This window comes from Rhizobium sp. 05N49, from assembly GCF_056396805.1.
Genome location: NZ_JBFTME010000017.1, coordinates 1 through 25,317, shown reverse-complemented (window position 1 = coordinate 25,317; position 25,317 = coordinate 1). Strand labels below are relative to the sequence as shown.

General features: G+C 59.8%; 27 protein-coding genes, 6 pseudogenes and 1 riboswitch. Of the genes and pseudogenes, 13 read left to right on the top strand and 20 right to left on the bottom strand.

Translation table 11 applies throughout. The features are described from left to right. Window positions 1-2: 2 nt before the first annotated feature. The 8 genes and pseudogenes from AC1DF8_RS27125 to AC1DF8_RS27090 form a co-directional block, all read left to right on the top strand. Window positions 3-2,366 carry a penicillin acylase family protein gene (locus AC1DF8_RS27125; RefSeq protein WP_478155725.1) on the top strand — a complete coding sequence of 788 codons (2,364 nt, stop codon included), beginning with the start codon at window positions 3-5 and terminating at the stop codon, window positions 2,364-2,366. A gap of 21 nt (window positions 2,367-2,387) precedes the next feature. After that, window positions 2,388-3,539 carry a M20 family metallopeptidase gene (locus AC1DF8_RS27120; RefSeq protein ID WP_478155724.1) on the top strand — a complete coding sequence of 384 codons (1,152 nt, stop codon included), beginning with the start codon at window positions 2,388-2,390 and terminating at the stop codon, window positions 3,537-3,539. Window positions 3,540-3,582: 43 nt separating this feature from the next. Continuing rightward, a complete protein-coding gene (locus AC1DF8_RS27115) occupies window positions 3,583-4,350 on the top strand; it encodes a TSUP family transporter (RefSeq protein WP_478155723.1) in 768 nt (255 codons plus the stop codon). A gap of 4 nt (window positions 4,351-4,354) precedes the next feature. Further along, the gene (locus AC1DF8_RS27110) at window positions 4,355-5,341 is read left to right on the top strand and encodes an Ldh family oxidoreductase (protein ID WP_478155722.1); all 987 of its coding nucleotides are present in this window, start codon (window positions 4,355-4,357) and stop codon (window positions 5,339-5,341) included. 124 nt (window positions 5,342-5,465) lie between these two features. Then, complete coding sequence (locus tag AC1DF8_RS27105) at window positions 5,466-5,612, top strand: hypothetical protein (protein ID WP_478155721.1); 147 nt, start codon at window positions 5,466-5,468, stop codon at window positions 5,610-5,612. A gap of 119 nt (window positions 5,613-5,731) precedes the next feature. Beyond that, entirely contained in the window at window positions 5,732-6,433 is a 702-nt protein-coding gene (locus AC1DF8_RS27100; protein ID WP_478155720.1) for an IS6 family transposase, read from the top strand. After that, window positions 6,405-6,719: an alpha/beta fold hydrolase gene (locus tag AC1DF8_RS27095; RefSeq protein ID WP_478155719.1), complete on the top strand. Its 315-nt coding sequence runs from the start codon at window positions 6,405-6,407 to the stop codon at window positions 6,717-6,719. The genes AC1DF8_RS27100 and AC1DF8_RS27095 overlap by 29 nt, the downstream gene beginning before the upstream one ends. A gap of 173 nt (window positions 6,720-6,892) precedes the next feature. Continuing rightward, window positions 6,893-7,675: pseudogene (locus AC1DF8_RS27090) on the top strand (DUF3095 family protein); the annotation flags it as partial. 113 nt (window positions 7,676-7,788) lie between these two features. Here AC1DF8_RS27090 and AC1DF8_RS27085 read toward each other — a convergent pair. The 11 genes from AC1DF8_RS27085 to AC1DF8_RS27035 all read right to left on the bottom strand — a co-directional run bounded on the left by AC1DF8_RS27085 (window position 7,789) and on the right by AC1DF8_RS27035 (window position 17,055). Then, the gene (locus AC1DF8_RS27085) at window positions 7,789-8,139 is read right to left on the bottom strand and encodes a cupin domain-containing protein (protein WP_478155718.1); all 351 of its coding nucleotides are present in this window, start codon (window positions 8,137-8,139) and stop codon (window positions 7,789-7,791) included. Window positions 8,140-8,195: 56 nt separating this feature from the next. Beyond that, the gene (gene biuH, locus AC1DF8_RS27080) at window positions 8,196-8,897 is read right to left on the bottom strand and encodes a biuret amidohydrolase (protein ID WP_478155717.1); all 702 of its coding nucleotides are present in this window, start codon (window positions 8,895-8,897) and stop codon (window positions 8,196-8,198) included. A gap of 46 nt (window positions 8,898-8,943) precedes the next feature. Further along, window positions 8,944-9,594 carry an N-acyl homoserine lactonase family protein gene (locus AC1DF8_RS27075; RefSeq protein WP_478155796.1) on the bottom strand — a complete coding sequence of 217 codons (651 nt, stop codon included), beginning with the start codon at window positions 9,592-9,594 and terminating at the stop codon, window positions 8,944-8,946. A 112-nt stretch (window positions 9,595-9,706) separates the two neighbouring features. After that, on the bottom strand, window positions 9,707-10,672 hold the full coding sequence (locus AC1DF8_RS27070) for a nucleoside hydrolase (RefSeq protein ID WP_478155716.1): 966 nt from the start codon (window positions 10,670-10,672) through the stop codon (window positions 9,707-9,709). Window positions 10,673-10,722: 50 nt separating this feature from the next. Then, window positions 10,723-11,151, bottom strand: coding sequence for a GlcG/HbpS family heme-binding protein (locus AC1DF8_RS27065; RefSeq protein ID WP_478155715.1), 429 nt, complete (start codon window positions 11,149-11,151; stop codon window positions 10,723-10,725). Window positions 11,152-11,231: 80 nt separating this feature from the next. Next, window positions 11,232-12,230, bottom strand: a complete 999-nt coding sequence (locus AC1DF8_RS27060; protein ID WP_478155714.1) for an ABC transporter substrate-binding protein — start codon at window positions 12,228-12,230, stop codon at window positions 11,232-11,234. Window positions 12,231-12,280: 50 nt separating this feature from the next. Next, window positions 12,281-13,210, bottom strand: a complete 930-nt coding sequence (locus AC1DF8_RS27055) for an ABC transporter permease (protein ID WP_478155795.1) — start codon at window positions 13,208-13,210, stop codon at window positions 12,281-12,283. Further along, window positions 13,179-14,036, bottom strand: coding sequence for an ABC transporter ATP-binding protein (locus AC1DF8_RS27050; protein ID WP_478155713.1), 858 nt, complete (start codon window positions 14,034-14,036; stop codon window positions 13,179-13,181). The genes AC1DF8_RS27055 and AC1DF8_RS27050 overlap by 32 nt, the downstream gene beginning before the upstream one ends. Before the next feature lie 124 nt (window positions 14,037-14,160). Continuing rightward, a riboswitch (guanidine-I (ykkC/yxkD leader) is annotated at window positions 14,161-14,274 on the bottom strand. A gap of 159 nt (window positions 14,275-14,433) precedes the next feature. After that, window positions 14,434-14,868 (bottom strand): RidA family protein, encoded by a 435-nt coding sequence (locus tag AC1DF8_RS27045; RefSeq protein WP_478155712.1) that lies wholly within the window; start codon window positions 14,866-14,868, stop codon window positions 14,434-14,436. 53 nt (window positions 14,869-14,921) lie between these two features. Beyond that, on the bottom strand, window positions 14,922-15,974 hold the full coding sequence (gene atzD / locus AC1DF8_RS27040) for a cyanuric acid amidohydrolase (RefSeq protein WP_478155711.1): 1,053 nt from the start codon (window positions 15,972-15,974) through the stop codon (window positions 14,922-14,924). Between the two features lie 193 nt (window positions 15,975-16,167). Continuing rightward, window positions 16,168-17,055, bottom strand: coding sequence for a LysR family transcriptional regulator (locus AC1DF8_RS27035; RefSeq protein ID WP_478155710.1), 888 nt, complete (start codon window positions 17,053-17,055; stop codon window positions 16,168-16,170). 118 nt (window positions 17,056-17,173) lie between these two features. Between AC1DF8_RS27035 and AC1DF8_RS27030 the strand changes: the two genes are divergently transcribed. Further along, window positions 17,174-17,305, top strand: coding sequence for a hypothetical protein (locus AC1DF8_RS27030; protein WP_478155797.1), 132 nt, complete (start codon window positions 17,174-17,176; stop codon window positions 17,303-17,305). A gap of 545 nt (window positions 17,306-17,850) precedes the next feature. Here the strand turns inward: AC1DF8_RS27030 and AC1DF8_RS27025 are convergent. Beyond that, a complete protein-coding gene (locus AC1DF8_RS27025; RefSeq protein ID WP_478155709.1) occupies window positions 17,851-18,114 on the bottom strand; it encodes a helix-turn-helix domain-containing protein in 264 nt (87 codons plus the stop codon). A 121-nt stretch (window positions 18,115-18,235) separates the two neighbouring features. On the opposite strand from AC1DF8_RS27025, the gene AC1DF8_RS27020 reads away from it, so the two are divergent. Continuing rightward, window positions 18,236-19,126: a LysR family transcriptional regulator gene (locus AC1DF8_RS27020; RefSeq protein ID WP_478155794.1), complete on the top strand. Its 891-nt coding sequence runs from the start codon at window positions 18,236-18,238 to the stop codon at window positions 19,124-19,126. 122 nt (window positions 19,127-19,248) lie between these two features. On the opposite strand, the gene AC1DF8_RS27015 is transcribed toward AC1DF8_RS27020, so the two are convergent. Then, the gene (locus AC1DF8_RS27015; protein ID WP_478155708.1) at window positions 19,249-19,461 is read right to left on the bottom strand and encodes a DUF2283 domain-containing protein; all 213 of its coding nucleotides are present in this window, start codon (window positions 19,459-19,461) and stop codon (window positions 19,249-19,251) included. Window positions 19,462-19,559: 98 nt separating this feature from the next. Further along, window positions 19,560-20,534: a hemagglutinin repeat-containing protein gene (locus tag AC1DF8_RS27010; RefSeq protein WP_478155707.1), complete on the bottom strand. Its 975-nt coding sequence runs from the start codon at window positions 20,532-20,534 to the stop codon at window positions 19,560-19,562. 201 nt (window positions 20,535-20,735) lie between these two features. Here AC1DF8_RS27010 and AC1DF8_RS27005 point away from each other — a divergent pair, with 201 nt between their 5' ends. Then, window positions 20,736-21,830 (top strand): nucleotidyltransferase family protein, encoded by a 1,095-nt coding sequence (locus AC1DF8_RS27005; protein ID WP_478155706.1) that lies wholly within the window; start codon window positions 20,736-20,738, stop codon window positions 21,828-21,830. A gap of 110 nt (window positions 21,831-21,940) precedes the next feature. Here AC1DF8_RS27005 and AC1DF8_RS27000 read toward each other — a convergent pair whose 3' ends face one another. Further along, window positions 21,941-22,258: a type II toxin-antitoxin system RelE/ParE family toxin gene (locus AC1DF8_RS27000; protein WP_113207690.1), complete on the bottom strand. Its 318-nt coding sequence runs from the start codon at window positions 22,256-22,258 to the stop codon at window positions 21,941-21,943. Further along, entirely contained in the window at window positions 22,248-22,529 is a 282-nt protein-coding gene (locus AC1DF8_RS26995) for a ribbon-helix-helix domain-containing protein (RefSeq protein WP_113207689.1), read from the bottom strand. Before AC1DF8_RS26995 ends, AC1DF8_RS27000 begins: the two co-directional genes overlap by 11 nt. A 493-nt stretch (window positions 22,530-23,022) precedes the next feature. Here AC1DF8_RS26995 and AC1DF8_RS26990 point away from each other — a divergent pair, with 493 nt between their 5' ends. Both AC1DF8_RS26990 and AC1DF8_RS26985 read left to right on the top strand, forming a co-directional pair. Continuing rightward, entirely contained in the window at window positions 23,023-23,286 is a 264-nt protein-coding gene (locus AC1DF8_RS26990; protein WP_029616580.1) for a hypothetical protein, read from the top strand. 11 nt (window positions 23,287-23,297) lie between these two features. Further along, window positions 23,298-23,579, top strand: a pseudogene (locus AC1DF8_RS26985) (nucleotidyl transferase AbiEii/AbiGii toxin family protein); the annotation flags it as partial. Window positions 23,580-24,074: 495 nt separating this feature from the next. On the opposite strand, the pseudogene AC1DF8_RS26980 reads toward AC1DF8_RS26985, so the two are convergent. From AC1DF8_RS26980 to AC1DF8_RS26965, 4 pseudogenes are all read right to left on the bottom strand, one after another. After that, window positions 24,075-24,602 (bottom strand): annotated as a pseudogene (locus tag AC1DF8_RS26980) (lipocalin family protein). Window positions 24,603-24,705: 103 nt separating this feature from the next. After that, window positions 24,706-24,954, bottom strand: a pseudogene (locus tag AC1DF8_RS26975) (DUF1295 domain-containing protein); the annotation flags it as partial. Beyond that, window positions 24,885-25,109 (bottom strand): annotated as a pseudogene (locus AC1DF8_RS26970) (DUF1295 domain-containing protein); the annotation flags it as partial. The pseudogenes AC1DF8_RS26970 and AC1DF8_RS26975, both read right to left, overlap by 70 nt. 42 nt (window positions 25,110-25,151) lie before the next feature. Next, window positions 25,152-25,317 (bottom strand): annotated as a pseudogene (locus AC1DF8_RS26965) (IS5/IS1182 family transposase); the annotation flags it as partial.

Here is a 25,317-nt window from a genome sequence, read left to right as displayed (position 1 = left end):
ATATGACCGAGACGATCGCCACCGAGACCGTATCGCTGCAAGGGCTGCAAAACGCCGCGGAAATCCGCGTCGACCGATGGGGCATTGCCCATATCAAGGCCGAGAACGAGGCGGACCTCTTCTTCGTGCAGGGCTTCAATGCCGCACGCGATAGACTCTGGCAGCTCGATCTCTGGCGCAAACGCGGCCTCGGCCTGCTGGCCGCCGATTTCGGCCCCGGCTATCTCGCCCAGGACCACGCTGCCCGCCATTTCCTCTATCGCGGCGACATGCAAGCGGAATGGACCTCCTACGCGCCGGATGCGCATGCGATCTGCACCGCCTTTGCCGCCGGCATCAACGCTTATGTCGCTCTCTGCAAGACCGAGCCCGCGCGACTGCCGCCGGAATTCGCGTTCTTCGGCACCGCGCCGGCGCTCTGGCAGCCGCAGGACATCGTGCGGGTTCGCACCCATGCGCTCACCCGCAACGGCGCTTCAGAAATCCTGCGCGCCAATATCCTGACGCTTGCCGACGCCGAAACCGACCTCCTGCGCATCCGCATCGAGCCGCCGGTTGAGCTGCATGTCGCAGACGGCATCAGGCTCGCCGACATTCCGCTTAGCGCACTGCGGCTCTTCAAGCTTGCAACGGCACCTGTCACCTTCGAGCGCGAGCGCCTCGCCGCCACGCTCGACGATATCTGGACATGGACCGAAGTCACCGATCTCGGCGACATCATCCGCGCGATCAGCGAGGAGGGTTCCAACAATTGGGTGGTTCACGGCTCGCGGACGGAGACTGGCCGGCCGATCCTGGCGAGCGATCCGCATCGCGCCCATGCCGTGCCGTCGCTGCGCTATCTGGTCCACCTGCGGGCTCCGGGCTTCAACGCCATCGGCACCGGCGAACCGACCGCTCCCGGCATTTCGCTCGGCCACAACGGCAAGACGGCGTTCGGCCTGACGATCTTCGGTGCTGACCAGGAGGACGTGTATGTCTACGAGACCAAGGAAGGCGATCCCGATTTCTACCGCTACGGCGATACCTGGGAGGCGATCGGCCGGCATGAGGAGCGCTTCGAGGTTAAGGGATATCCAGACCAGATCCTGACGATTGCTCTCACCCGTCATGGCCCCGTGCTTCACGAGGACCCGCAGAAGCGGATTGCCATCGCATTGCGCTCGGTCTGGCTGTCGCCCGGCTCGGCCGCCTATCTCGGCAGTCTTTCGGCGATGCGCTCGTCGTCCGTTTCAGCCTTCGGCGCGGCCCTGACCGCCTGGGGAACGCCCTCGGTCAATTATGTCTGCGCCGATATCGAGGGCAATATCGGCTGGTTCACCGCCGGTTTCACGCCGGTCCGAAGCAATTGGCACGGGCTGCTGCCGGTACCGGGCGACGGCAGCCACGAATGGGCGGGATTTCTGCCCGCCGGGCAACTGCCGCGTAGCGTCAATCCCGCCGCCGGCTTCCTGGCTTCGGCAAACGAGATGAACCTGCCGCCCGAACGCGGCGCGGATGCCCCGACCATTGGCCACGAATGGGCCGAAGTCAGCCGCGCCGAGCGGATCGAATCGGTTCTCRCCGCCCAGCCGGCCCATTCCGTGACGGAATCGATGGCGCTGCAGAACGATACCTATTCGCGGCCGGCGGAGCGCATCTGCGCCGTGCTTTTCGATGCGGCGGCCCGGTCTTTGCTGACGGATGAACAAAGTACGGCGCTCGCCCTGTTTGCGGATTGGGATTATCGCCTGGAGGCGCAAAGCGCTCCGGCGGCCCTTTTCGAAGTCTGGTGGATGAAGCATTTGCGCCCGGCGATCTTCGCCTCCTTCGCGCCGGATCCGGCCGTTCGGGCGCTTCTCGTCCCCGGCAATGTCGATACGCTCGTCGCGATCATCGAGGCGCCGTGTTGCAAGGAGGATCCCGGCCCGACGGCGGCGCGCGACCGCATGCTGCTCGATACGCTTGCCGCGGCCTTTGGCGATTGCAGCGAAAGGCTCGGCGCCGATACCGGAGCATGGGCGTGGGGCAAGCTGCATCAAGCGCTGTTCGAACACGCGGCAAGCCGCATCCGGCCCAAGGCCGGCGGAGAATGGAATGTCGGCCCGCTGCCGCTCGGCGGCAGCCGCTCGACACCGGGCCTCGCAAGCTACCGTCCCGGCGACTTCCGGGTCACTGCGGGCGCCTCCGTCCGGCTCGTCATGGATGTCGGCGATTGGGACAAGTCCTTCTGCATCAATACGCCAGGACAATCCGGCGATCCCCGCTCGCCGCATTACGGAGATCTCGCCCAGGACTGGTCGGTTGGGCGCTATGTGCCGCTGCTCTACAGCGACGAGAAGATCGACGCCGAAACCGAACGCTTTATTCTGCTGCTGCCCCTTTGAACGCCTTCTGAGAGATATTCCATGCCCCGTACCATCTCCGCCGCCGATATCGATGACGCAGCGCTTCTGTCCGAACTGAAGCGATGGATCGAGATCGAAACGCCGACCCGCGATGCCGCCGCCGTCAACCGTCTGGCCGATCGCGTCGAGGCCATCGCCAAGGCGGCAGGCCTGGAGGTCGAACGGATGGCCGGCACGCTCGGCTTCGGCGACATCCTTGCCGTGTGCTCGCCGCGTCCCGCCGGCAGCAACGAGAAGGGCGTGCTGATCCTGGCGCATCTGGATACGGTGCATGCGGCCGGCACGATCGCCGAAAACCTGACCCTGCGGCAGGAGGGCAACAAGCTCTACGGTCCCGGCATCTACGACATGAAGGCCGGCGCCCTCATGGCGCTGGAGGCGATGAAGATCGCGGTCGGCGCCGGCACGCCTCTGCCGGTCGATCTCCTGTTCATGCCGGATGAGGAAATGGGCAGCGCCAGTTCGCGCGGTCTCATCGAGGCCTATGGCCGCAATGCGGCCTATGCGCTCGTGGTCGAGCCGGCTCGCGACGGCGGCAAGATCGTCGTCGCCCGCAAGGGTGTCGCCATGTACGACATTCTGCTGCGCGGCCGCGCCTCGCATGCCGGCAGCAAGCCTCAGGAGGGCCGCAGCGCCATCCGCGCCGCGGCGCGCCTGGTCCTCGAACTGGAAGGCCTGAACGACGCCGAACGCGGCATCACCGTCACCGTCGGTACGATCCATGGCGGTACGGGGCGCAACACCGTCCCGGCGGAATGCCGCATGCAGGTCGACATGCGCCTGCCCGACGCTGCGACAGCCGACGATATCCTCAAGACGGTCGAGGGCCTAAAACCGGTCGATCCGGACATCACCATCGAGATCAGGGGCGGCCTCAGCCGTCCTCCCTTTGCCCAGTCGGAGGAGGGCCGGCGGCTTTTCGACCACACGGCAAGGCTTGCTGCCGAACTCGGCATCAGCCTGGAAGGCGTCAGCACCGGCGGCGGCTCCGACGGCAATTTCACCGCCGCGCTCGGCGTGCCGACGCTGGATGGGCTTGGCGCCGACGGCGCCGGCGCTCATACCTTCGACGAATATATCTTCGTCAGCAGCGTCGGGCCGCGCACGGCCCTTCTCGCCAATCTGATGCTGACGCTCGGCGGCGAGCCGTGATGTCCCTCGACCGCATGATGCCTCTTTCCCGGTCTTTCGTGCCATGACGCCCGCAGAGATCATCGATTTCGTGCTGATGGCCGGCGTTGCGGCCTATGTTCAGACGCTGACCGGCTTCGCCTTTGGCCTGCTGCTGATGGGCGGGGTCGGTCTGACATCGGTGATGCCGCTGCGAGATGCCGCGGTCGTCACGGGCGTGCTCACACTCGTCAATGCCGCCATCATGATGATGAGGGGGTGGCGCGACGTCTTGCGCGCCGAGCTGGTGCTGGTGCTCTGCGCCAGCCTGCCGGCCCTCGTCGCCGGCTATTTCGTGCTCGATCATCTCGCGACGAACGGGCTGGTCTATCTTCGCATCATCCTCGGCGCGGTGATCATCGTCTCGGCATTGCAACTCGTCGTGCCGCCCAGGAAGGAAGAGAAGGAGGCGAGCAGATCCTCCTTCGTCGTCTTCGGTGCCTTTTCCGGCATCATGAGCGGGTTGTTTTCGACCAGCGGGCCGCCGCTCGTCTATCATTTCTATCGCCAGCCTCTGCCGGTTGCGGCGATCCGCGAGACGCTAGTGGCGATCTTCAGCATCAATGCGCTGCTCCGTCTTTTCGTCGTCGTCGCCGACGGCACCTTTCCCAAGCCGGTCTACTGGCCGGCCTTCTTCGCCGTCATCACCGTTTCGATCGGCACGCATTTGGCGCGCCACATGCCCTTGCCTCTGTCGCCGAAGGCACTGAAACTGGTGGTCTTCCTGTTGCTGTGTGCCTCCGGCGCCTCGCTGGCGCTGCCGGCCATTCCGAAAGCCCTTGCCTGGAGTTGATCGAATGCTGCTGTCTGCTATGGAAACCGAGCGCCGTGTCGCCGAGATACTGGAGAAAAACCGGGTCCGCGCCGACAACGCACGATTGGTCGCCAGTTCTCTCGTCGCGGCCGAAGCAGCCGGACAGAGCGGCCACGGCTTGCGCCGCCTGGCTGCCTATGCCGCCCAGGCCAAGGCGGGAAAAGTCGATGGCTTCGCCACACCTGTCGCGTCTGAAAGTGCGACCGCCGTGCTGCGGATCGATGCGGCCAACGGCTTCGCCTATCCTGCCCTCGATCTCGCCGTCCATGAGCTTCCTGCGCTTGCGGCAAAATCCGGGATCGCCGCCGCCGCCATCCATCGCTCGCACCATGCCGGGGTGATGGGTCTGACCGTCGAGCGTTTCGCCGCGCGCGGGCTCGTGGCCCTGATGTTTGCCAATACGCCGGCGGCCATGGCGCCCTGGGGCGGCAAGACTGCCGTCTACGGCACCAATCCCATCGCCTTTGCCGCACCGCTTGCCGATGAGGAGCCACTCGTCATCGACCTCGCCATGTCCAAGGTGGCGCGCGGCCGGATCATGGCCGCACATCAGAAGGGCGTCGAAATTCCCGGCGACTGGGCGCTCGATGCCGAGGGCAGGCCGACGACAAAGCCGGACGAAGCTCTGAAGGGTACGATGATGCCGCTCGGCGACGCCAAGGGGGCGGCGCTGGCGCTCATGGTCGAAATCCTGGCGGCAAGCCTGACGGGCGCCAATCATTCCTTCGAATCGACCTCGCTTTTCGACGATCGCGGCAATCCGCCCGGGCTCGGCCAGATGATCATCGCCATTGATCCTGCGGCGACCGGCGGCGCCGGAACGGCCGAGCGCCTGAGGCAGCTTGCGGCGACGATGATGGCCGATCCCGGGCTGCGCCTGCCTGGCCGGCGCAGCCAAGGCCGCCGGCGGGATGCGCTTGCGACGGGACTGGACATCGATAGCGAAATGGCCGCGCTGCTTGCGCCGTGACATTGCGCCCGCCGCATCCTATCTGGGGCCGGAACAAGATGGGGTGGTTGCCGTCCTCCCCTCACGGCATTGCAATATGCCAAAATGATGTGGTTGTAGTCCACAGGACGGAGAAGACGGTAAAATGAAAGACACGATGATCGGGGTGGATCTGGCAAAGAGTGTTTTCGTGCTGCACGCAGCAACGATGGCGGGCGAAGTACGGTATCGAAAGAACTGTCACGAGGACAGTTTCTCGGCTTCCTATCGGAACAGCCGCCAGCGATTGTGATTATGGAAGCCTGCGGTAGCGCCCATTACTGGGTCCGTGAGTTGGTCAAAGTGGGGCACGAGGTCAGGCGGTGGCGTCGCCTTAACTGCCTGTTCGAAATGACTTGATATCGGGTTTTCATGACCGAAGCCCCTCTCGCCCACTTCAGACGCCACCGATTTCCCGCTGAGATCATTGCCCATGCCGTATGGCTCTATTATCGGTTCCCGCTCAGCTTCCGTGACATCGAAGATCTGCTCGCTGAGCGCGGCATCAACGTCTCATTCCAGACCGTCTCGGAATGGGCGGCGAAATTCGGCTTGAAATTTGCTCATCTGCTCCGGCACCGTTCACGAGGCCACTTTTCCGACAAGTGGCAGCTCGACGAGATGGTGGTGACGATCAAGGGAAAGAAATATTGGTTGTGGCGCGCCGTCGACGCGAACGGTTACGTGCTCGACGCCCTGCTGCAAAGCCGACGGAACAAGGCGGCCGCCTTAAAGCTGCTCAAGCACCAGGGGACCGCCCCGCGCGTGATGGTGACCGACAAGCTGCGTTCCTATTCGGCCGCAAAATCCCAGTTGATGCCGCGCGTCGAACATCGCTCGCATAAGGGATTGAACAACCGAGCTGAGAACTCTCATCTTGTTGTGCGACGGCGAGAGCGACGCATGATGCGCTTCAAGTCCGCGCGACAATGTCAGCGTTTCGTCTCAACTCACGGCCCGATCGCCAATCTTTTTCTTCTTCACCGGAAATGGTTGTCCGCCGCAGACCATCGCCAGCTTCGCACTCACGCCATCTCGATCTGGCGTGAAATCGCTGGCTCAATCGCTGCCTGAAGTACGCGAAACACGTCCTCACCGCGCGCTCGAAACCGTTAAGGCGACGCCACCGCCGATCAACCACACGGCCTTTGACGAACCGGCTCAGGTCGCTGCATGGCACACCAAGCCAAGCTGGTATGTCCTCAGCTCGAAGGACATGCTGCTCGACCCGCATGCACAGACCTTCTTTGCCGATCGCATGAAGGCCAAGGTGACGACTGTTGCTGGCAGCCACTCTTCGCTGGCTTCCCACGCCGCAGAAGTCGCAGCGGTTATCGAATCCGCTGCCGCCGCCAAGTAAGCCATCGCAATGCGTCGCCGTCGATGACCGACGGCGACGCACTATAAAACTGCCCCGTCGAAGCAGCTGACTGTCCTCCGCGCCACCATGCCGATGCTTGCTATGCAAGACGATGACTCGGAACGCAAATTGCGGTTGCAGCGGCCGTATCGGTCGGTGATAGACTGTCCGGCATGAACAAGATGTCCAGTGACGCATTCTTTGCCGGCGTGCCGGTCTTTACCGATTTCGAACGCGTGACCGATGAAAGCAATTACCAGCCGCTTCCCGAAGGCTGGGTGTTGGCAACGGCCGATATCGTCGGCTCGACACAGGCCATCGTCGACGGGCGCTACAAGGACGTCAACATGGCTGGCGTCAGCGTCATTTCCGCGGTGCTGAACGCCGTCGGCAAGGGCGACTATCCCTTCGTTTTCGCCGGCGACGGCGCGGTGATCGCGCTGCCCGGCTCTCTGGAAAAAGTTGCGCGTGAGGCGCTGGCAGTGACCCGGGTCTGGGTCAAGGAAGAGCTGGACCTCGATCTCCGTGTTGCCGTCGTGCCGATCGGCGATATCCGCGCCGCGGGCCTCGACGTGCGTGTCGCCCGGTATTCCGCCAGCCCTTTCGTCACCTATGCGATGTTCTCCGGCGGCGGCACGAGCTGGGCGGAGAAAGCCATGAAGATGGGGCGCTTCGGCGTCGAGAAGGCCGCGCCTGGCGCCCGTCCGGATCTGAGCGGTCTTTCCTGCCGCTGGAGTCCGATGGAGGCCCGGAATGGTGAGATCGTATCGATCATCGCCGTACCGGGGGACGCCGGTCTGGGCGCGGAATTCCAAGCGCTTGTCGCCGCTGTTGTTTCCATAGCCGCCGAGCAGAACCGAAATGGCCATCCGGCGCCGGAAGATGGACCGGCATTTGCCTTCTCCATGAAGGCCGTGAGCCTTGAGGCCGCCGCCGCTGCGCCAAAGGGCAGTCGCCGCAAGCCAGATCGCGGGCAAGCAGGCCGTCGGCACGCGCGCTGTGCCCTTGCCGGCATGAACCGCCAAATGAAACTCGGAAGCCGCGATCGACAGGTTCAATGCGCTGGACTCTAATCGTGGGCGTCGAGGATTGTCACAGGCCGGTCCCATTGGATGAGGACCACACAACCGGTTCTGGTCCAGACTGAGTGCTCGGTTCCCGCCAAGTTGACGATGTAGCTTCCCTTGGCGTAGTCGCCGAGCTCGTCCGACTGGACGCCATCAAGCACGAGTATGGTTTCGAGACCCTCATGCCGATGACGCGGCACGCTGGCGCCGGCTTCGTATTTCAGCAGGGCAACACCCGGCTGATCATCTTCGAACGGCCGGATCCAGTGGATTGTGACATTCTCTCGGAATGGTCCGAATGGCAGCCGCTCCCAGCCATCAAGAGTCAGACCTTCGCGTATTGCTTCCGGCATTGCCTGTCATCTCCAAAGTACGGTTTCCGTCGGCGGCCGATCGCGCCTTGACGGCGTCAGGGCAGGGCTTGGATAAATGTCTTGGAATTGGATACGGAGCCGAAAACGCCACCCTGCATCTTCACCATGTTGATGGCGGCAAGGTGATTGCCGAGATCGGTGGCGCCGCAGCAGTCTTCCAGCAGCAGGCACTCGAAGCCGCGGTCGTTGGCCTCGCGCATTGTGGTGGAGACGCAGACATCGGTGGTGATGCCGGTCAGGATAAGGTTCTCGATGCGTTTCTGATGCAGGATCAGTTCCAGGTCGGTGGCGCAGAAAGAGCCCTTTCCCGGCTTGTCGATGATCACTTCGCCATCGATCGGGTAGAGATCGTCAATGATGTCCCAGCCCGGCTCGCCGCGAATGAGGATCCGGCCGCAGGGACCGGTATCGCCGATGCCTGCGTGGATCCGGCGCGAACGCCAGCGCTTGTTGGCGGGAAGGTCGGCAAGATCAGGCCTGTGGCCCTCGCGCGTGTGGATGACGTGGTAGCCCTTCGCACGCATGGCGGCGAGCACGCTCTTGATCGGCTCGATGGGAGCGCGGACCAGCGACAGGTCATAACCCATGTGGTCGACGTAGCCACCCGGACCGCAGAAATCGGTCTGCATGTCGATGACAACGAGAGCCGTATTGTCGGGTCTGAGCGAGCCATTATAGGGCCAGGGATAGGGATCGGCGCTGACATAGCGCTCCTTGGGCTCGGCTGTCATATCCATCATCAGGCTCCTGATTGTCCGATCTCGTGTTTTCCGTATTCGGCATTCAGCTGTAAAAGAGCGGCGCGAGACGCGCGCTTTGAACGAAATTCGGATCATGCAAGGGGACGAGTTCGCCTTCCGTATCCAGGGCAATCCGCTTCAATCGGCGGATGCTCTCTACCGCTGCTGCGTCATCCATGCTCGAGCCGAGCACTTCGCGCTCAAAATTCTCCAGCAGATCGGCGACGTCGCCGACTAGGATTTTCACGCCTGAATCCGGCAAGCGAACAACGGCGGATTGATGCCCGGGCTGATGTCCCCGGGTGAGCACGAGGTCCAATCCCGGCATCAGCTGCGTATCTCCGTCGATGATATTCCATCGTATCGACGGGCTCCCGTATTCAGCGAAGTTCGCACGGCCGGTGTCCGCGAATGCCGCTTCATATTCCATTTTCTGAATGGTGACGCGGGCGTTCGGGAAATCACGGAGATGACCGGTGTGATCGCCGTGCGCATGGCTGAGAACGATCTCGACGATATCTTCAGGCTCGACGCCAAGTGCAGCCAGCTGCGGCAGGATCTCATGCTCCGGAAGCACGATGGGGGGTGACGGAAACTTATCGTTCACGTAGCGGGCACTGCTTGCCATCACATCGGAAAGGTTTTGGCTGTCGAGGCCGGCATCGAACATCACGAAGCCGTGGGCGGTCTCCATCAGGTAGCAGCAGATGGGAAGTGCCAGGAGGATATTCGGCTGCTCGTCGCGAATGCAGCCGGATTTCCGGATGATCTCGTAGCCACAAAGGAGAATGTAGAGTTTCCTGACGTCAGTCATGGTCGCGCCGCCCTCCCTGGAATACCGTCATCAGCATGCCGATGAAAATCTCTGCCTTGGCACCGAATGCGACATGGCCGTTGGGTTCACTGTTCCCGCGGCGGTTGACGTCGATGACGGTGCGGCCGATCGTGTGGATACCTTGGGTCTCGACCACGATGTGGACATGCCTGGTTTCGAGAAGATCCGGCCTGACGAGATAGGCAACGCAGACAGCATCGTGCACCGGCGCAGCGCCGGAGACTTTCATCGGCTGTGTGGCGTCATAGCCCTTGATGCGTTGCGCGATGAAGCGCGAGGCGGCGATCCCGGCGTTGGAGCCGAGGTCCTCAAGGGCTTTTGCTTGTTCGCTGGTAACCAGGGCCTGAAAGGTCGCGTCGAGTGGAACGAGTGTCAGCTTGGCGAAGCCGGCGCTGAAGACGATTGCCGCGGCTTCCGGATCGGCCCAGACGTTGAATTCGGCAGCCGGAGTAACGTTGCCGGTATAATGGGCACCGCCCATGATGACGATCTCAGGAACGTTCTTGACGAAGTCTGGGTCCGCGGTGATGGCGGCTGCGATATTGGTCAACGGACCGACGGGCACGAGCACGATATCGTCTGTCGCATTGCGGAATGTTTCGATCAGGAATTCGACGGCGTTCCTGTCCTGCTTGGCACTCACTGCCGGTGGCAGCGGCAATGTCTTGATGTGGATGCCGTCGTCTTTCTTGAGCGAGCGGGGAACCGGAAAATCGGGCCGAACAAGCGGCCTCGGGCAGCCMTGATAGACCGGGATCTCGCCGCGGCCGATAAAGTCGAGTGTCCTCAGGGTATTTTCCGTGCAGTACTGGACTTCGACATTGCCGTTCACGGTGGTGACGGCGAGCAGGTCCAGTGCCGGATGCAGCGCCGCCAGCATTATGGCGACTGCATCGTCGGTTCCGGTATCGACATCAAGAATGAGTTTGCGCCTCAAGGGTTCGCTCCGCGTCTGGGAAATGTCACGAGTGTGCGTTGGTATCCGGCCTAATCAGGCATGCGCTCTTGCGCGCCGATCGCGGCTAGGCCGGCTCTGGCGATTGCCACGTCCTCATCATCGGGAGCAGAGCCGATGCCGATGCCGCCGACACAAATGCCGTCAATGATGATCGGAAGGCCGCCAGCCATATTTGTCAGCCGTCCGCCTGAAGCGGAAGCGAGGCTCGGGGCCATCTCGGCATCGATTTCCGTCGTCGGCCGGCTGTGCGAGGCGGCGCTGGCAGCCTTTGTCGTCGCCGTAAACATCGACAGCAGCTTGGCGCCGTCCATTCTGACGCATGCAACGACATTGCAGCCGTCATCGACGACGACGATATCGACCGACCAACCAATTTCCTTGGCCTTGGCGACGGCCGCATGAATGGCAGTCAGCGCCGCATCATGCGTGAGCTTGAGAGTTGGTTTTGTGAAGGTCATGGGATCGTTCTTTGTTCAAAGTTGCATCATGAGCTGCAAAGCCGGCCGATGCTCCAGCCGGCTTCGGTGTCTTGCGGAGATTACAGGAACGAGGGATCGAAGATCTGCTTGTAAGGAACGTCCTGCTTGATCATTCCGGAGATGGTGAGGATGCTTTCCAGCTTCGTCCAGGCCTCTTCCGGCATGGATCCATCCCGCTGCCACATGTCGTTGTCGCGCGCGCGCGTCATGATGGCATCGAGATCGTCTTTCGGGAGCGTCGGGAATTCTTCTGCCGCGATCGCACGCATTTCGGCCTCGTCGGCAAAAATCAGTTCGAGCGACTTCTTGGTCGCGGCAACGATGGCCTTGGCGAGCTCCGGATCGGCCTTGATCGTCTTTTCCGGAAGATTGACCGTCGTCCACGAGAAGAGGCCCAGTTCCTTCGGCAGGCTGGCGAAGGGTTCCTGCCAGATGCCGGTCTTGACGCCCTGCGAAATGAACGGCTCGAAAACCATGGCCATATCGGCCTGGCCGTTTTTCATGGCGGCGATACGGCCGGCGCTCGTTTCGATTTCCAGCATGACGACATCCGTGCGCGGATCGAGACCATCACGCTTCAGGAGGTAAAGCAGGACCGAGTTGTCAGTGGCGCCACGCGTTCCGACGGCGATCTTCTTGCCCTTGATGTTCTCTGCGAACGGCTTGGACGGATCGACAGAAACGCCCGTGCGGGCGCAAACGAATGAGTTTGCGCGGTTCGAAAGTGCAACCACGGCGTTGATTGGCTGGCCGCCTTTCAGGTCGGCGAAGGCGATATGTTCCGGTCCGCCGATATAGGCGTCGGCATTGCCCGACTGTACAGCAGCCATCGCCTTGCCGCCGCCTTCGGATGTGACGAGCTGGATGTCGAGACCGACTTCCTTGTAGTAGCCCTTGCGGATGCCGACGTAGAAGGGAAGCGAGTCGACGGAATGGCCCGGTTCGGTAACGATGAGCTTGCGGGTGGCGGCGAAGGCGCTACGGCCCGTGCCGATAAAGCTTGCGGCGGCGAGGCCGGCGGCTCCACCCAGAACTTGACGACGACTAAAATTAGACATGGTTATTCCCCTTTTTTGGATTGGTTGTCTGGATGCGTATCTGTCATCGGTCAGATTGTTTTGATGCTCTGCCCTTTCATCAGTTTGTGCTCGAGCCACGAAACGACGGCGTAAAGTGCGGTTGCGAGAAGGGCCAAGATGATGATGCCGACCCAGATCAGCGCCATGTCGTAGGTCGCTCCCGCGTACATGATGATTTTGCCAAGCCCATATTGGGAGGAGATGAACTCGCCGGCGATGGCGCCTGCCAAAGCGAGGCCGATGTTGATGTGCAGTGAAGATGCTATCCACGGCAGCGAGGAGGGCACGACGATCTTGAAGAAAATGTCCCGGYGACGGCCGCCGAGCGACAGGGTCAGTTTGACCAGATCGTCGTCCACTGCTTTGACGCCCGCATAGGCTGCCAATGCGGTGATGACTGCGGTGAACGCGATGGCCAGTGCGATTTTCGACGAAATGCCGATGCCGAAAATCAGAATGATCAAAGGCCCCAGGGCGATCTTCGGCACGGAGTTGAACACGACAATATAAGGCTGAGCGACGGCGGCGGCATTGACCGACCACCAAAGGCTGAGCCCGATTACCGCGCCGATCAACGACCCAAGCAAAAAGCCGATGATCGTCGCCTCGAAGGTAAACCACGTATCCTGAAAGATCGTGCCTTGCTCGAACATGGCAATTGCGGCTGCAAAGATCCGCGATGGCGACGACCAGAAGAACGGGTCGATGTAGCCCAGCTGTGCTGCGACTTCCCATCCCCCTACGATCGCAATGAGAATGGCGGCCTGGATCAGCCAGACGACCCACGGTTTCCAGTGTTTTTCACCTGAAATGACAACGCCAGTGCGTCTGCGGACATTGGTCGTTTCGACTGGTTTCGATGGAACAGGCTGTGCCAATGATATGGTCTGCGAAAGGACGTTCTGAGTCATGGGAGGTTTCCTTTTGCTACGCGGCACGGCTGCCGCTGGTGTGCTCATCCGCAAAAAGCAGATCGAGGCACCGTTGCTTCAAGCCAACGAAGTCGGGTGAGGTGACCACGTCGCGATCACGGGGGCGCGGCAACGGCACCTCGAACCGGTCGGCGATGCGGCCGGGGCGAGGGGACAGCACGCAAATTTCGTCCGAGAGGAAAATCGCCTCATCGACGTCATGGGTGACGAACAGGACGGTTCGGTCAAAATCCTTCCAGAGCGTCAAAAGCCACTCTTGCATGCGGAAGCGGGTCTGGGCGTCGAGAGCCGCAAACGGCTCGTCGAGAAGGATGACGTCGTTGTTGCACAACAGCGTTCGCAGCAGTGCTGCGCGCTGACGCATACCGCCCGAAAGGCTGTTGGGATAATGCTTCTTAAATTTGCCGAGCCCATAGCGTTCCATCAGGGGCTCGGCGATCTCCCGGGCAGTTTTGCGATCCGTGCCCTGTATCTCGAGGCCGTAGATCACGTTGTCGAGCACCGTGCGCCACGGCAGCAGTAAGTCCTTCTGCAACATATAGGAAACAAGACCGGCGCGGCCCGTGATGTCGCTTCCATCAAGCAAGACACTGCCTGATGTCGGCTTGAGCAGGCCGGCGAGTATGTTGAAGAGTGTCGACTTACCACAGCCCGACTGACCGATCAGGCTGACGAAGCGCCCCGGTGCGACGTCGAGCGAGATATTCGAGATCGCTTGAACGGATTGGCCGCCGGCCTCGAACCGATGAGAGAGCGTGCTCAGTTGAAGCTTTGGCGTAGCCTTGTTTGTCACGATTCCAATGGGAGATGTCATGCACTGCCTCCTGGAGCTGAGTTGAGAAAGTTGGTGCAATAAAGTTCGACGTCTCCAAAAGTTGGAGAACGTTGGCGCAAGAAACGAAGGTTCAAGAATCTCGTCATGGCGTCGGTCGATCTCGTCATGGAATGACCGAACGCGGCCATACCGTGCTTTTGAGATCTCCCGGGTTTTTATCCCGCCGTGCAATGGCGCGGATTTCTCCCGCACCAGCAGCAGCTCTCGGTTCTGCGCAATCCCTGAAGGGTTTGCCGGATCCCTAGCCGCTAAGCTCGACATTCAGGAACGCAAACCGCGTGCCAAATGCAGAACCCTTAAAAAACATGACCTTACGTTAGGCCTCGCGAACATTTGGCGAAATTCTGTGCAGGTTATCTACATCTGCATGCAGTTTGATGCGCCCATAGGCACCTCCATTCCACCGGCACCTTTTTCAACTTTCAAATTCCACCGCGATGGCATCGACCTCGAAAAGCCAGCGCGGGTCTGCGAGTGCATGCACGTAGAGAAACGTCGAGGTCGCGCGGTGATCGCCAAGAAAGTCGGTTCGCAGCAGATTGAAGTCCGCCTGCAGCTTTTCCGTCATCTCGACATGCCGCGTGAAATAGAGCCCGGTCCGGACCACATGTTGCGGGGTCAGTCCGGCGGAGCGAAGAACGCCGCCGACATTGTCGAATGCCAGCTTGACCTGTTCCAGCAACCCATCGCCCACCCGACCATCCACCGTGGCGCCGACCTGCCCGGAAATGTAGAGAAATCGGCGCACACGCTGGAACTCTAGTCCCCAGCTGAGCGGGCCGACGACCGGCAGAACATCGGGGGGATTGTGAATCTTAAACAAATTGGCCTCTTGTGTTGAGCGTTCCAAGGACCCTCGCCAAAGTTGCCGTCATGGCAGGGATCGTACTTTCTGGATGGCTTCTAGCCTTCCCGCTGGACGATGATCGAAACAGGCCCGCCTCCAGAGGGCCCCTGGTGTTCGGCGCCGCCTGAGACGTAGATATCCGTCATTCCGAAGAGGCCGGCGAGGACACCGCCCACGAAGGCACGGGCGTGCCGCGTGCTTGAGATATCGGAATCGTCAAGCATCGTATGCCTCTTGCCGCGGATCATGCCGGCCGTATCGGCTTCTGCCTTTGCAAGCACGGCAGTGATGGATCCTGCCGGCAGTCGGCTGAGCGTGGCACGGACAGCATGCGTGTCGATAGCATCCGCCATGACCGCATGATCGATCGAAAGCGGCCCTGACCATCGTGAGCTCATTCCCAGCACGATGATTTCGTGGTCGCGGAGCTCAACGCCCGAGGAGACGGATGTCCGGTCGGAATAGAGTTCGAAACGATTGCATATATCGGCATCGGCGATGTCCTGCAGATCGAGCTCCCCGAGGGCGACAGCGGCGCCGAGGGCGGAGGCGCCGCGGGAATATCCCATCGACTTCAACGTATCCCGGGTGATCGGCGTTTCGCCCCTTGCAGCAGCTTCGTTGGCGCGCGCAAGGGTAATCAACGGGCATTTGATCTGGACGAAGTGAAGGTCTTCAGGGTCGTCTATTCCCGCATCTGCCATCGCTTTTCGTACACCTGCCGCAACCATCGCGACCTGGCCCACTCTTCCAAGCTGCTCCACCGGCAGATCTGCCGTGCGTGCAGTGCCGATCGCCAAAGCCCGCCCGGCGTCGTCCGCAACCTCGCTGCGGGCGAAGACTGTCCAATGGGGCGACAAAGCTCCTTCGGTGCCACCGGACATCACAATCGATGCATCCGACACGCCGTAGCGAGCAAACAGCGCTTCGAAGCTCCTGGTCGCAAAGCCTCTCGTGAAGTCGTTGACGCAGCCGTTGCCTTCCGTCTTGCCGAGAACCGCAACGACGCTTTTCGGTTCCAGGCCATTCTGGAGAAGCGCCTCGACACCCGAAACATCATCCGGACCAGCAGCAGCAACCCGATAAACAACAGCACGCATGGATGGCATGGATTCACACACTCCGGCTCGAATTTGAATTCATCGGAAGGCCGCTACGTCGCATATCTGGCCTTGGAAACGGGCTGGGACGCTTGCTGTATCGGTCTTCTGGAGACGAGTATTGGGTCAGGCAGCACGCGGTACAAGCAGCATTTATTGAGCCAAGCGTACGGAAATAAGCAACGGTCGCGAACCCATGCCTTCACGGGAAAAGCGTCGTCTTCAATGTTTCGGCGAAAACCGCTGCGATGGCTGGCAGCTGGCGACCCCGCCGTACTCCCAAGACGAGCCGCCCCGTCAGTGCCGCGTCCGTGAGACGGCGCGCGATGAGGGTCTCGTTGGTGCGCGCACCGATCTCGATCTGGAAGCAGACGGCTTCGGAGGCGGCGGCGATTGTTTCCATGGCTGCGATGGAGTTTCCGACGACGACTGGCTGCAGATCGACGGTTGTACCATCGGCCATGGCATCCAATAGCGCACGTCCACCGAGGCTGCGGTCGCCGAGCAGGATCGGAAACGCAAGGCAATCCGAAAACCGGAGCGCATCGCGCCCCGCAAGCGGGTGACTGCGGGCGATGACTGCGCAGAGCGTCTGGCGGGTCTCCGCCAGCACATAGAATTTTCGCTCCGCGGGTGGATTGAAGGCGATGCCTATATCGAACTCTTCGCGGGCGACAGCGCCGATGACTTCGACGCTGCCGGTGACCTTGAACTCGAATGACACCTTGGGATGCCGTTGGCGGAATATCGCGATCTGGTCGGCGGTCGCCTCGGCCACCGCCTCGATCATTGCGATGCGCACGGCGCCGCGGCGCAATCCCTGCAGTTCCTCGATCTGAGATTTTACGACCTCGAAATCCCTGCTGGTGCGTTGGATATGCGCAAGCAGCAGCTCGCCGGCACTGGTCAACCGCATTCCGCGCGCCAGGCGCTGGAACAAGGGAACGCCGACACTGAATTCAAGATCGAGTATCTGCCTGTTGACGGCGGACGCTGCGATATTCAGCACCTCTGCCGCGCCCCGGATAGATCCGTGCTTGGCAACCGATGCGAAATAGACAAGCGAGCGAGATGTAAGTTCTGGCTTCAAGCATCTCTCCACGGGCCAACGAGAGGATTGGGCTCCCGATTGCTGGCTGCCCTTGTCGGCTCCGACCGCAACCTATCGGTTTCGGCAACATCATTCCAATACCGAATGAGCAGAACGCTTGAAACCCCGCGCCTCGGCGCGCGCAATCTCGAACGGCAATGAGGCCATCATCATAAAGGACAAGGCAAGCCTTGCCGATATCAAGGGCCAGAACTTCAACCTCGTCGACCGTCCGAGACGACCGTTGTGACTGTTTTGGGCTCGCGCCCATTCATGAACTAAGGGCCGAGCGTGGCGCCGAAGCCAAGATAGTCCAGCAGTGAGCCGGCATGAGACCCCGCCTTCTACCACCACGATTCCGGTTTCTGCCTCTGCACATCCTCGTCCGAAACCATCCACCTTGGCAGCAAGATGGTAGAGCGAGCCGCGGTTGCCGTCGTAGAAATGAACTTCAAGGACGTCTCCGATCGTCCCCTCGTCAATCAGACGCTCGGTTGGCGCCTGCGACGGGTACCATCGAAGTCGCTCGCCTTAGCGCTAACGATCGAATATCATACCGCCTCAAATAACCGTACTGAGCAGGTAGTACCGTTTTTTAGGCGGGAACCTGGTGACGGGGAGGAGTTGACTGTCGGACGATATTGTCCCCCAGCAGGAGCCCTATTATCAACGGTTCCATAAATTAACGTTATGCCTCAGACATTTGTTTTCAATGATTTAGTGAATAATCAGAGGCGGGTGAGTTCGATTCTCATCAAAGAGACCATCCTCCTATCCACCAAGGGATCTCGCCTTTCAGTTTTGCTTCGGCTTCCGTCCTGCCTTCATTGGCTTCGGTTCTTCGTTGGTCTGGGGCTCCGAAAAGAACTCCGAGATATCTGCAGACAATGCGACCGCTAACCGATCCAATAGGTCGATAGAGGCGTTGTGTTTTCCTCTCTCGAGATCACTAATGACCGTTCTGTCGACCTGAGCGTCAACAGCAAGGTTCTCCTGCGTGATGTGTCGCAGGGACCGGAGATTTCGCAGATTCCAGGCTATGCGCGCTCGAGTGTCCATAGCTCATGGGCACCATCTTGCATTGCATTAATCCATGGGATATAACCGACATATTATCACATTGTCGGCGCGTACGCGACGTCATGAACACTGTCCTATGGGGCGGGGGTAAGTGGATCGTATGGAATTGCGCCAGCTATCCTACTTCGTTGCAGTGGCCGAGGAGCTGCATTTCGGCAGGGCGGCAGCCAAGGTGCATATCGCCCAGCCGGCACTGTCGAACCAGGTGATGGCGCTCGAGAAGGAACTCGGCGTGCAGCTCTTCCTGCGCACGACACGGCGGGTGGAGCTGACGCGGGCAGGGGCGGCCTTCTACGAACGATCGGTCAGGATCCTCAGCGAGGTGGACCTGTCAGCCGAGATCGCCCGGTCTGTGGCCGGCAAGACGACGCGGAGAATTGCGATCGGCACCGTCTATCCCGCCACCATCGGCGTGCTGCCGTCCTTCCTGTCGCGCATCGCCCGCAAATATCCCGATATCCGCCTGCATATCGAAAGCGGCACCACCGATGACATCATCCGCCATATCGAGGCCGGCCGCATCAATCTCGGCTTCATCCGGCCGGTGGAGAATATCGGCTCCTTGCGCTTCTTCTCGATTGCTCACGAGCGTTATCTGCTGGCCGTTGCCAGGGAGAGCCCACTATCGCTGAAGAGCGAGATCGGTCTCGAGGATCTGCGCAGTGAGAAGATCATCTCCTTTTCCCGCCAGAACCTCTCCTACAGCGAGCGCTATTTCGCCGAAAAATTCGAGGAGCACGATCTAACCGACAATGTCGCCTACACATGCGACGACACCTTCTCGCTGGTGTCGCTGGTTTCTGCCGGGCTTGGCATCGGCTTCGTGCCGGAATGGACGCAGGATCTGCCGAACCGCGGGTTTGAGCTGAAGAAGGTGAGGGGTGTCGATTTCAAGATCGGGCTCGGTGTCGCCTGGAACAGGGAAGATCCAACCGCCTCGCGTGACGACATCATCGATATCGCACGATCGCTGGTGCGGCCGGGCAGGTGAGGGAGGCCGGGCTTTCGCGTTCTGATCTGGGCGACCCGCTAAGCAGATAGCTTCAATATGCTCCCGCGGCTGTGACCCGACTCAACGGTCGGCAGCAGCCTATGAGGTCTCTGGCGTTGTCCTCAAGCTCTTTTGAGCAAATCCAAAGGAAGCTTTGTGCTGGCGGACAGCACCTCAATCCCTATTAGTCGACCGTCGAGATCGAAGTCGAGATTGATTTGACCATCGACGGCGGCCGGATCACAGCAATATGTGAACCCAAAAGGCGTCCTATCGTCCTCCGTTTTGAGCTTGATATAAGCTGCGTCTACACTGTCATCATAGCTTATCTTCACTGTCGTGCCTTTACGTTCGCAATGTAGCTCGTCGGGTTTTGGGTCTGACCACGGTGGTAATTCGGTCACCGACACCGACGAAGGTGTTGCTGGCTGCGTCAGAGTACCCTGTTCAGGCGTAACCTATTGATCAACATGGCTCCATGCGGCCGGTCGGCGATGGAAGGGAAAAGGTCGCTGTCTATCTCTACCGTGCCAACCTGATCAGGAGATCGGACTAAAAGGCAGACGCGAATGCTCGGGCCAGTCGGTCCCCGAATTCTTTGGACTGCAGGCGCTACACTATCTGAAGATGCGTTTGTTCGTGCCCTCGTATGCCTCAGCTCCCCATAGGAGGCAATCGGCCGTGCTGATCGAGCTGCCAGCACTTTACTTTGCCGTCGCCTCGACCTGGTTGTATTGCTGTGTCGGTCGCGCTTCGTCCTGGTCGTCGTGTTGCCGACCGCGGCGATGTTGATGTTGCCGTTCGTGCTCAGGGCGACATTGCCACCGGCCGTAGCGGTAGTGCCCAGGAGGGTCAGGTCGCCGGCGCCGCCGGCAAGCTTGAGGTCGCCGCCTGACTTCACACCGCCATTGCCGGAAACATACGTCTGACCGCCGATCGACATCGTCTGCGCGGCAAGCGTAATGCCGTTGGCGGCATTGAGGTTCATGTTGCCGCCGGACAGAAACGCACCCGTCGCTTTGATCGAGTTGGCGGCGATGGTAAGGCCGCCCGCTGCGGCGATGGCGCCAGAATTGGTGAGGTCGCCGACGTTCATGTCGACGCTGTTGACGGCGATGGTGGCGCCGGAGGCCTTGATCCCGGCGCGATCAGCGACAGAGAGATAGACGACCGGCGCCAGTACCGTGACGCCGTCGATGGTCTGCGGCTGGTAGACGACGATCGACTGCTTGAGATTGGCTGCCTGCTCGGGCGTCAGCGCCTGGCCGAAGGAAATGCCGTTCTCTTGCAGATAGGCGACACCGTTGTCGAGGAGCGTCTTCATCTGTTCGGTGGCGTTGTTGCCGGGAATGAAGGAGCCCTTGCCGAGTCCATCGCCGACGAGCTGGCGCAGCTGGGTATCGATCAACTGGTTGTCGAAATAGGCGTCACCGAGGAAGGGGACGGTGGTTTCCGGCTGGTAGCCGATGCGCTTTATAAAATAGCTCGATCCGTAGAATGTCGAAACGTCGAGGAAGGCGGCTCGATAGGGCTAGCATCCTATCTTGCGGCCTATTCTCTCGACCGTTATACTGTTTTTGAAAAACGGTATAACGCCGGAGCCAAGCCTATGAAGCCCATCGACCTCATGTATCAGACGATGCTCGCCGAGCTAGGTCAGCGCTCGCTCGACGCCGCTTGGACGGCCGATTTCCCTCCGGAAGGTCGGTTCACCCCGGCGAACATCAAAGGGCGCAAGTACTGGTACTTCGACATCCCAGATGGACATGGTGGCACGAAACGTCGTTACGTCGGTTCTGCTGATGATCCGGTTATCGCGCAGCGCGTAGCTGATCACAAGCGGGACAAGGACGATCTACGCGCTCGCAGGCGCTTGGTAAATACCCTGACCCGCGAAGGCGGTATGATCGCCCCTGATGCGATGTCGGGCGACATCGTCGAGGCTCTTGCCGATGGCGGTCTCTTTCGTCTCCGAGGTGTTCTCGTCGGCACGGTGGCCTTTCAGTGCTATTCCGGACTTCTAGGCGTCCGCCTTCCCATGGCTGCGATCCTGACCGGCGATGCGGATATCGCTCAGGACTATGCCATCAGTCGGGAGGTAGAAGACAGTCTGCCTCCGATTGTTGAGCTGTTGCAGAGCGTCGACGCCAGCTTCCGGCCAGTTCCACATCGATCGGGATCCGCTGCCTCGTCGGCGTTTCAGAATGCGGACGGCTACCGGGTCGAATTCCTGACGTCTAACCGCGGTTCGGATGACTACATCGACCAGCCGGCGAAGATGCCCGCCCTTGGTGGCGCCAGCGCGGATCCATTACGCTTTCTCGACTTCCTCATAAGGGAACCTGTCAGGACAATGCTGCTCCACCGAAGTGGTGTCCCAGTTGTCGTCCCTGATCCGTCCCGCTATGCGGTCCACAAGCTCATCGTCGCCAGTCGCCGACACACTGACGGGCAGGGGCCGGCAAAGCAAGAGAAGGACATTCGTCAAGCTGCGTTGCTCTTTGAAGCCCTGCAGCAGACAAGGCGATCTGCTGACTTGGCGTTCGTCTACAACGAAGCATGGGAGCGCGGGCCCGCGTGGCAAGAAGGTATTCGAACCGGGGCGGGAATGCTGCCGGCACAAGATGCCGAGCGGTTCAGCGCGGTCCTGATCGAGGGCGCAAAAAAAATCCGCGAAGAAATTGAACTTCCGTTTGGGGAATAGGCCGTCCTCGGCTTCGAAAGCCAAGCAGTTGATTTCATTCGAAGTGGAGACAAATCTGGTGCCGAGAGTTCGAGTCCGCTCAAGGCGTTCGATACCTTACTTCCAACCCATCAGCTCTTAAACAGAGCTGAAAGGTCACGCCGTCCGTCAACCACTCGGACGATCTCGACGGTATCAATAGGACCGTCATCAGTGTCAGGCCTTGTCTCATAGAGGATGACAAAGGGCGCTTCGACCAACATCCGGGCTGTTCGGAATACTTCCTGGTGACGCTCGCCTAACCGCGGGTGCTCAATGAGCAACTCCACCTTGCGACGAAAATTGGCGAAGTACTTCTCCGCGCTCCGTGGCTGCTCTTTGCCAATATGAATGTAGATGTTCTTAACGTCGGCGCGCGCCTGTGGTGTCCACAGAAGCTTAACCGGCATGAGGAGAGGCAGGTGCTATTTCCTGGCGTGCTTCATCCAGCACTGCATCAAAATCCACTTCGACAGGAGGACCACTAGCTTTGCCTTCCTCCCACATCGCACGCAGCTTGGTGATATCCGCACGCTTTTGCATCCATTTGGCCGACCAATCACGCATAGCTTCGCGAACAACTTCGCTTCCGCTTGCATAAGCCCCACTGCTCACCGCATCTCGCAACAACTCGGCATGTTGGGGTGTCATCGAAATACTGACCTTTTCAACATTCGGCATTGATAACCTCCATCAGGATTGGTAGCAATTATTACCACCAGTTGTTCGAGATGGCAACTTCGCTGTTTCAGTCACGCCTGAAACGAGGTCCGGCTCTTAAGCGTCACTGCCGGGACGCTTCGACGTCGACCGGAATTAGCGGCTTCGGAGGTTTGTAGGACTCTGAGAAGCAGGGCCGACGGTTCGAATCCATTCAAAGCGATGGACAGCGCAACAGTTGCCGGACAGAACGTGAACGGAACGACTGAATAGCCCGAGGTCGACAGGCTCGTCGAGCATGGTCTGGCACGTGCATGCCTCTGAGCCGCAAAATGCCTATTCCCGGTGTGGTTGACATGCACCGGGAAGAAAAAAGCCACTGCTTCGTCTGCTCTTGTCAGAAGAACTGGAATAAGCCGGATCAATCGCCCGTTGCATGCCTGCGTCTGCTGTGTTTATTGCGTTTTCGGCGGCTATGTATTATATAACTTATTGAAAAACGGTGGTGATAACGATGTCTAGCGTTGCGATTAAGGTACTGTCGACGGTGAACGCCCCTTACGGGACGAACCTCTCGGCTGAGCAACTCGCTTCGAAGATTTCGGATTTTGCGAGCGTTAAGAACTTTGATGCTTCCGCATTTTCATTCTATTCCGAAGTGAAAGCCGAGCTCCAGCACCAGTTTCTCGATGAGATGGAGATTGATCACGGTACCGCATTCGAAATTGCCCAGAAATTCTCGCAGCTGGCTGGATATCCCCTCGCCCTGGCCGCCTGAGGGCTGTCCTGATGAGCCATTGGGAAAGCCTTTTCGACCAGGCTGTGTCAATTATAAATCAGGCGAACACTTCTTTTAAGCTCCTCGATAGCTGGACTTTCGGAGGTGGCACCGCCCTTATGCTCCAGATAAACCATCGTGAAAGCTTCGATATCGACATTTTCATCGATGATCCGCAGGTCCTCCCATATTTGAACCCGAAAACACAGGGCTATACCCTACAGGTGAACCCTGATGAATATGTTTCGGACGGGACGCATGCTTTGAAAATCGCAGTGCTCAAGACGGTCGGCCGGGCAACTTCACTACCCTCGCGAGCAACGCGTTGGCGCTGGTTGCATTCTGGACGCTCCTCATTGGATCCACCACTGTGAGCCTTCTCATTCAAATGATTTCGTTCGGTCTTTTGCTCGCCGCCGACGGGAGGATGATCGCTGAACGCGATGACCCGGCTGGTACTTGACGCTTCGTGTAAGGGTCACGCTGGTCGTTCTATTCGCTTACTGTCTCATGTTTGCATTACATTTTGCCTGGTGACGCGCAGTTATTGTGATGAGATCTGGACTGCATGAAGTGTTCATAGGATTTGAGTCAGCCTAGCCGCATAGGAGAAGAGAGCGACATCACGTCGTGAGCCGGCAACGATAAGAAGAGCACGCCATCAGCTCTTGGTAGCATAGTGGCTTCGGGGTCGTCCCACGCCGAAGGCTGTATTGCGAGCCACATCATCCGTAGAGGATTGGATTGTCCGCCGGAAATTAGCTCACATGCCCCATCGCCACCAATGCTTATTGCGCCGGGAACTCGAGCCGGCGCACGTCGTAGCCCGGCTCGCTTGCCTTTCTGACCATGCGTTGAAGTTTACTTTTGGACGGTACCGTCCGCGCATAGATCCAAAGGTCGGTCATCGAGGGGTTCGCGCTTATAAACCAGGATTTATCATGAGATTTGTACAACACTCAGTAATTGAATGTGATGAACCAAGGATAGCGAACGCGCATTTTGGCGTTGGTTGTTTCAAAATCGGTGATCGTGCCGACGCCCTTTACGGCCTTCAGGCGGCCTTTCGGCGTATCCACCCTGCAACCATCCTCGACGAGGATCTCGCTCCGCGACGGTCCCTGGCGATATGTCGAGTAGCCAGCGACACAGCCGTCGGTCAGGTACATCGGTCTTCTGGCGATCTCCAGCCAGGTGCCGCGGTAATGGTCTGGTTCGACCTTCACGACATCGGGTTCGGCACTTGCCGGGCACGTTGCCGACGCAACGACGGCGAGAGCGAGAAGCAGCGACCGTACGATTCGGAGATGAATCATTGAGTCCTCCCTGGTTCGTTAATCTGCACTTGAGTTTCTGATGTCCCTGATCGGCGGCGCCAAATCCCCGCATATCGTAGCCCGATAAAAGCGAAGCCGCCTCGCCCCCCAAGGCAGTAAAACCGACCGCAATGGCAATGAAATCCAGAGTGCGAACGAGATCTTCGCCATTGGTTGCTGCCATATAGACGGCCAGGACAAGAACGAAGGCGGCGACTGCTTGCACCTGCGAGAACACGAAGAGCCGCCATGGCGCGCTATCGCCCCCTTCCTCGATGAATTTGCATAGCAGGGGTCCTCTTTCGCGCCTCTGGTGCGCGCGCCGATATGGCTGGCGAGCCTGAGCGACCAAAGTGCCACGAGCAGCAGCGCTATGGACCGACGACTGATGCTACCATCTGCGAAGATTGCTGCCGCGATGCTCCCGGCCCTTACGGCCAGAGACCACGTCGTGTCGATCCAGCCGCTAAGGCCGGTCGTGCGCTCTATTACCCACGCGCCGGCCATCGCCACAGAAAGCCCAATCGCGATGATCACTAGGCCGTCGACTCATAAACTCTGACACCAGATCCTTGCCGCGACGATTTTGACAGCAGCGAGATAATTTTCTGGGCGCTTGTCATAGCGAGTAGCTATACCTCGAAACTGTTTGATCTTGTTGAAGAATCTCTCCACGAGGTTTCGTTTGTTGAAGAATCTCTCCACGAGGTTTCGT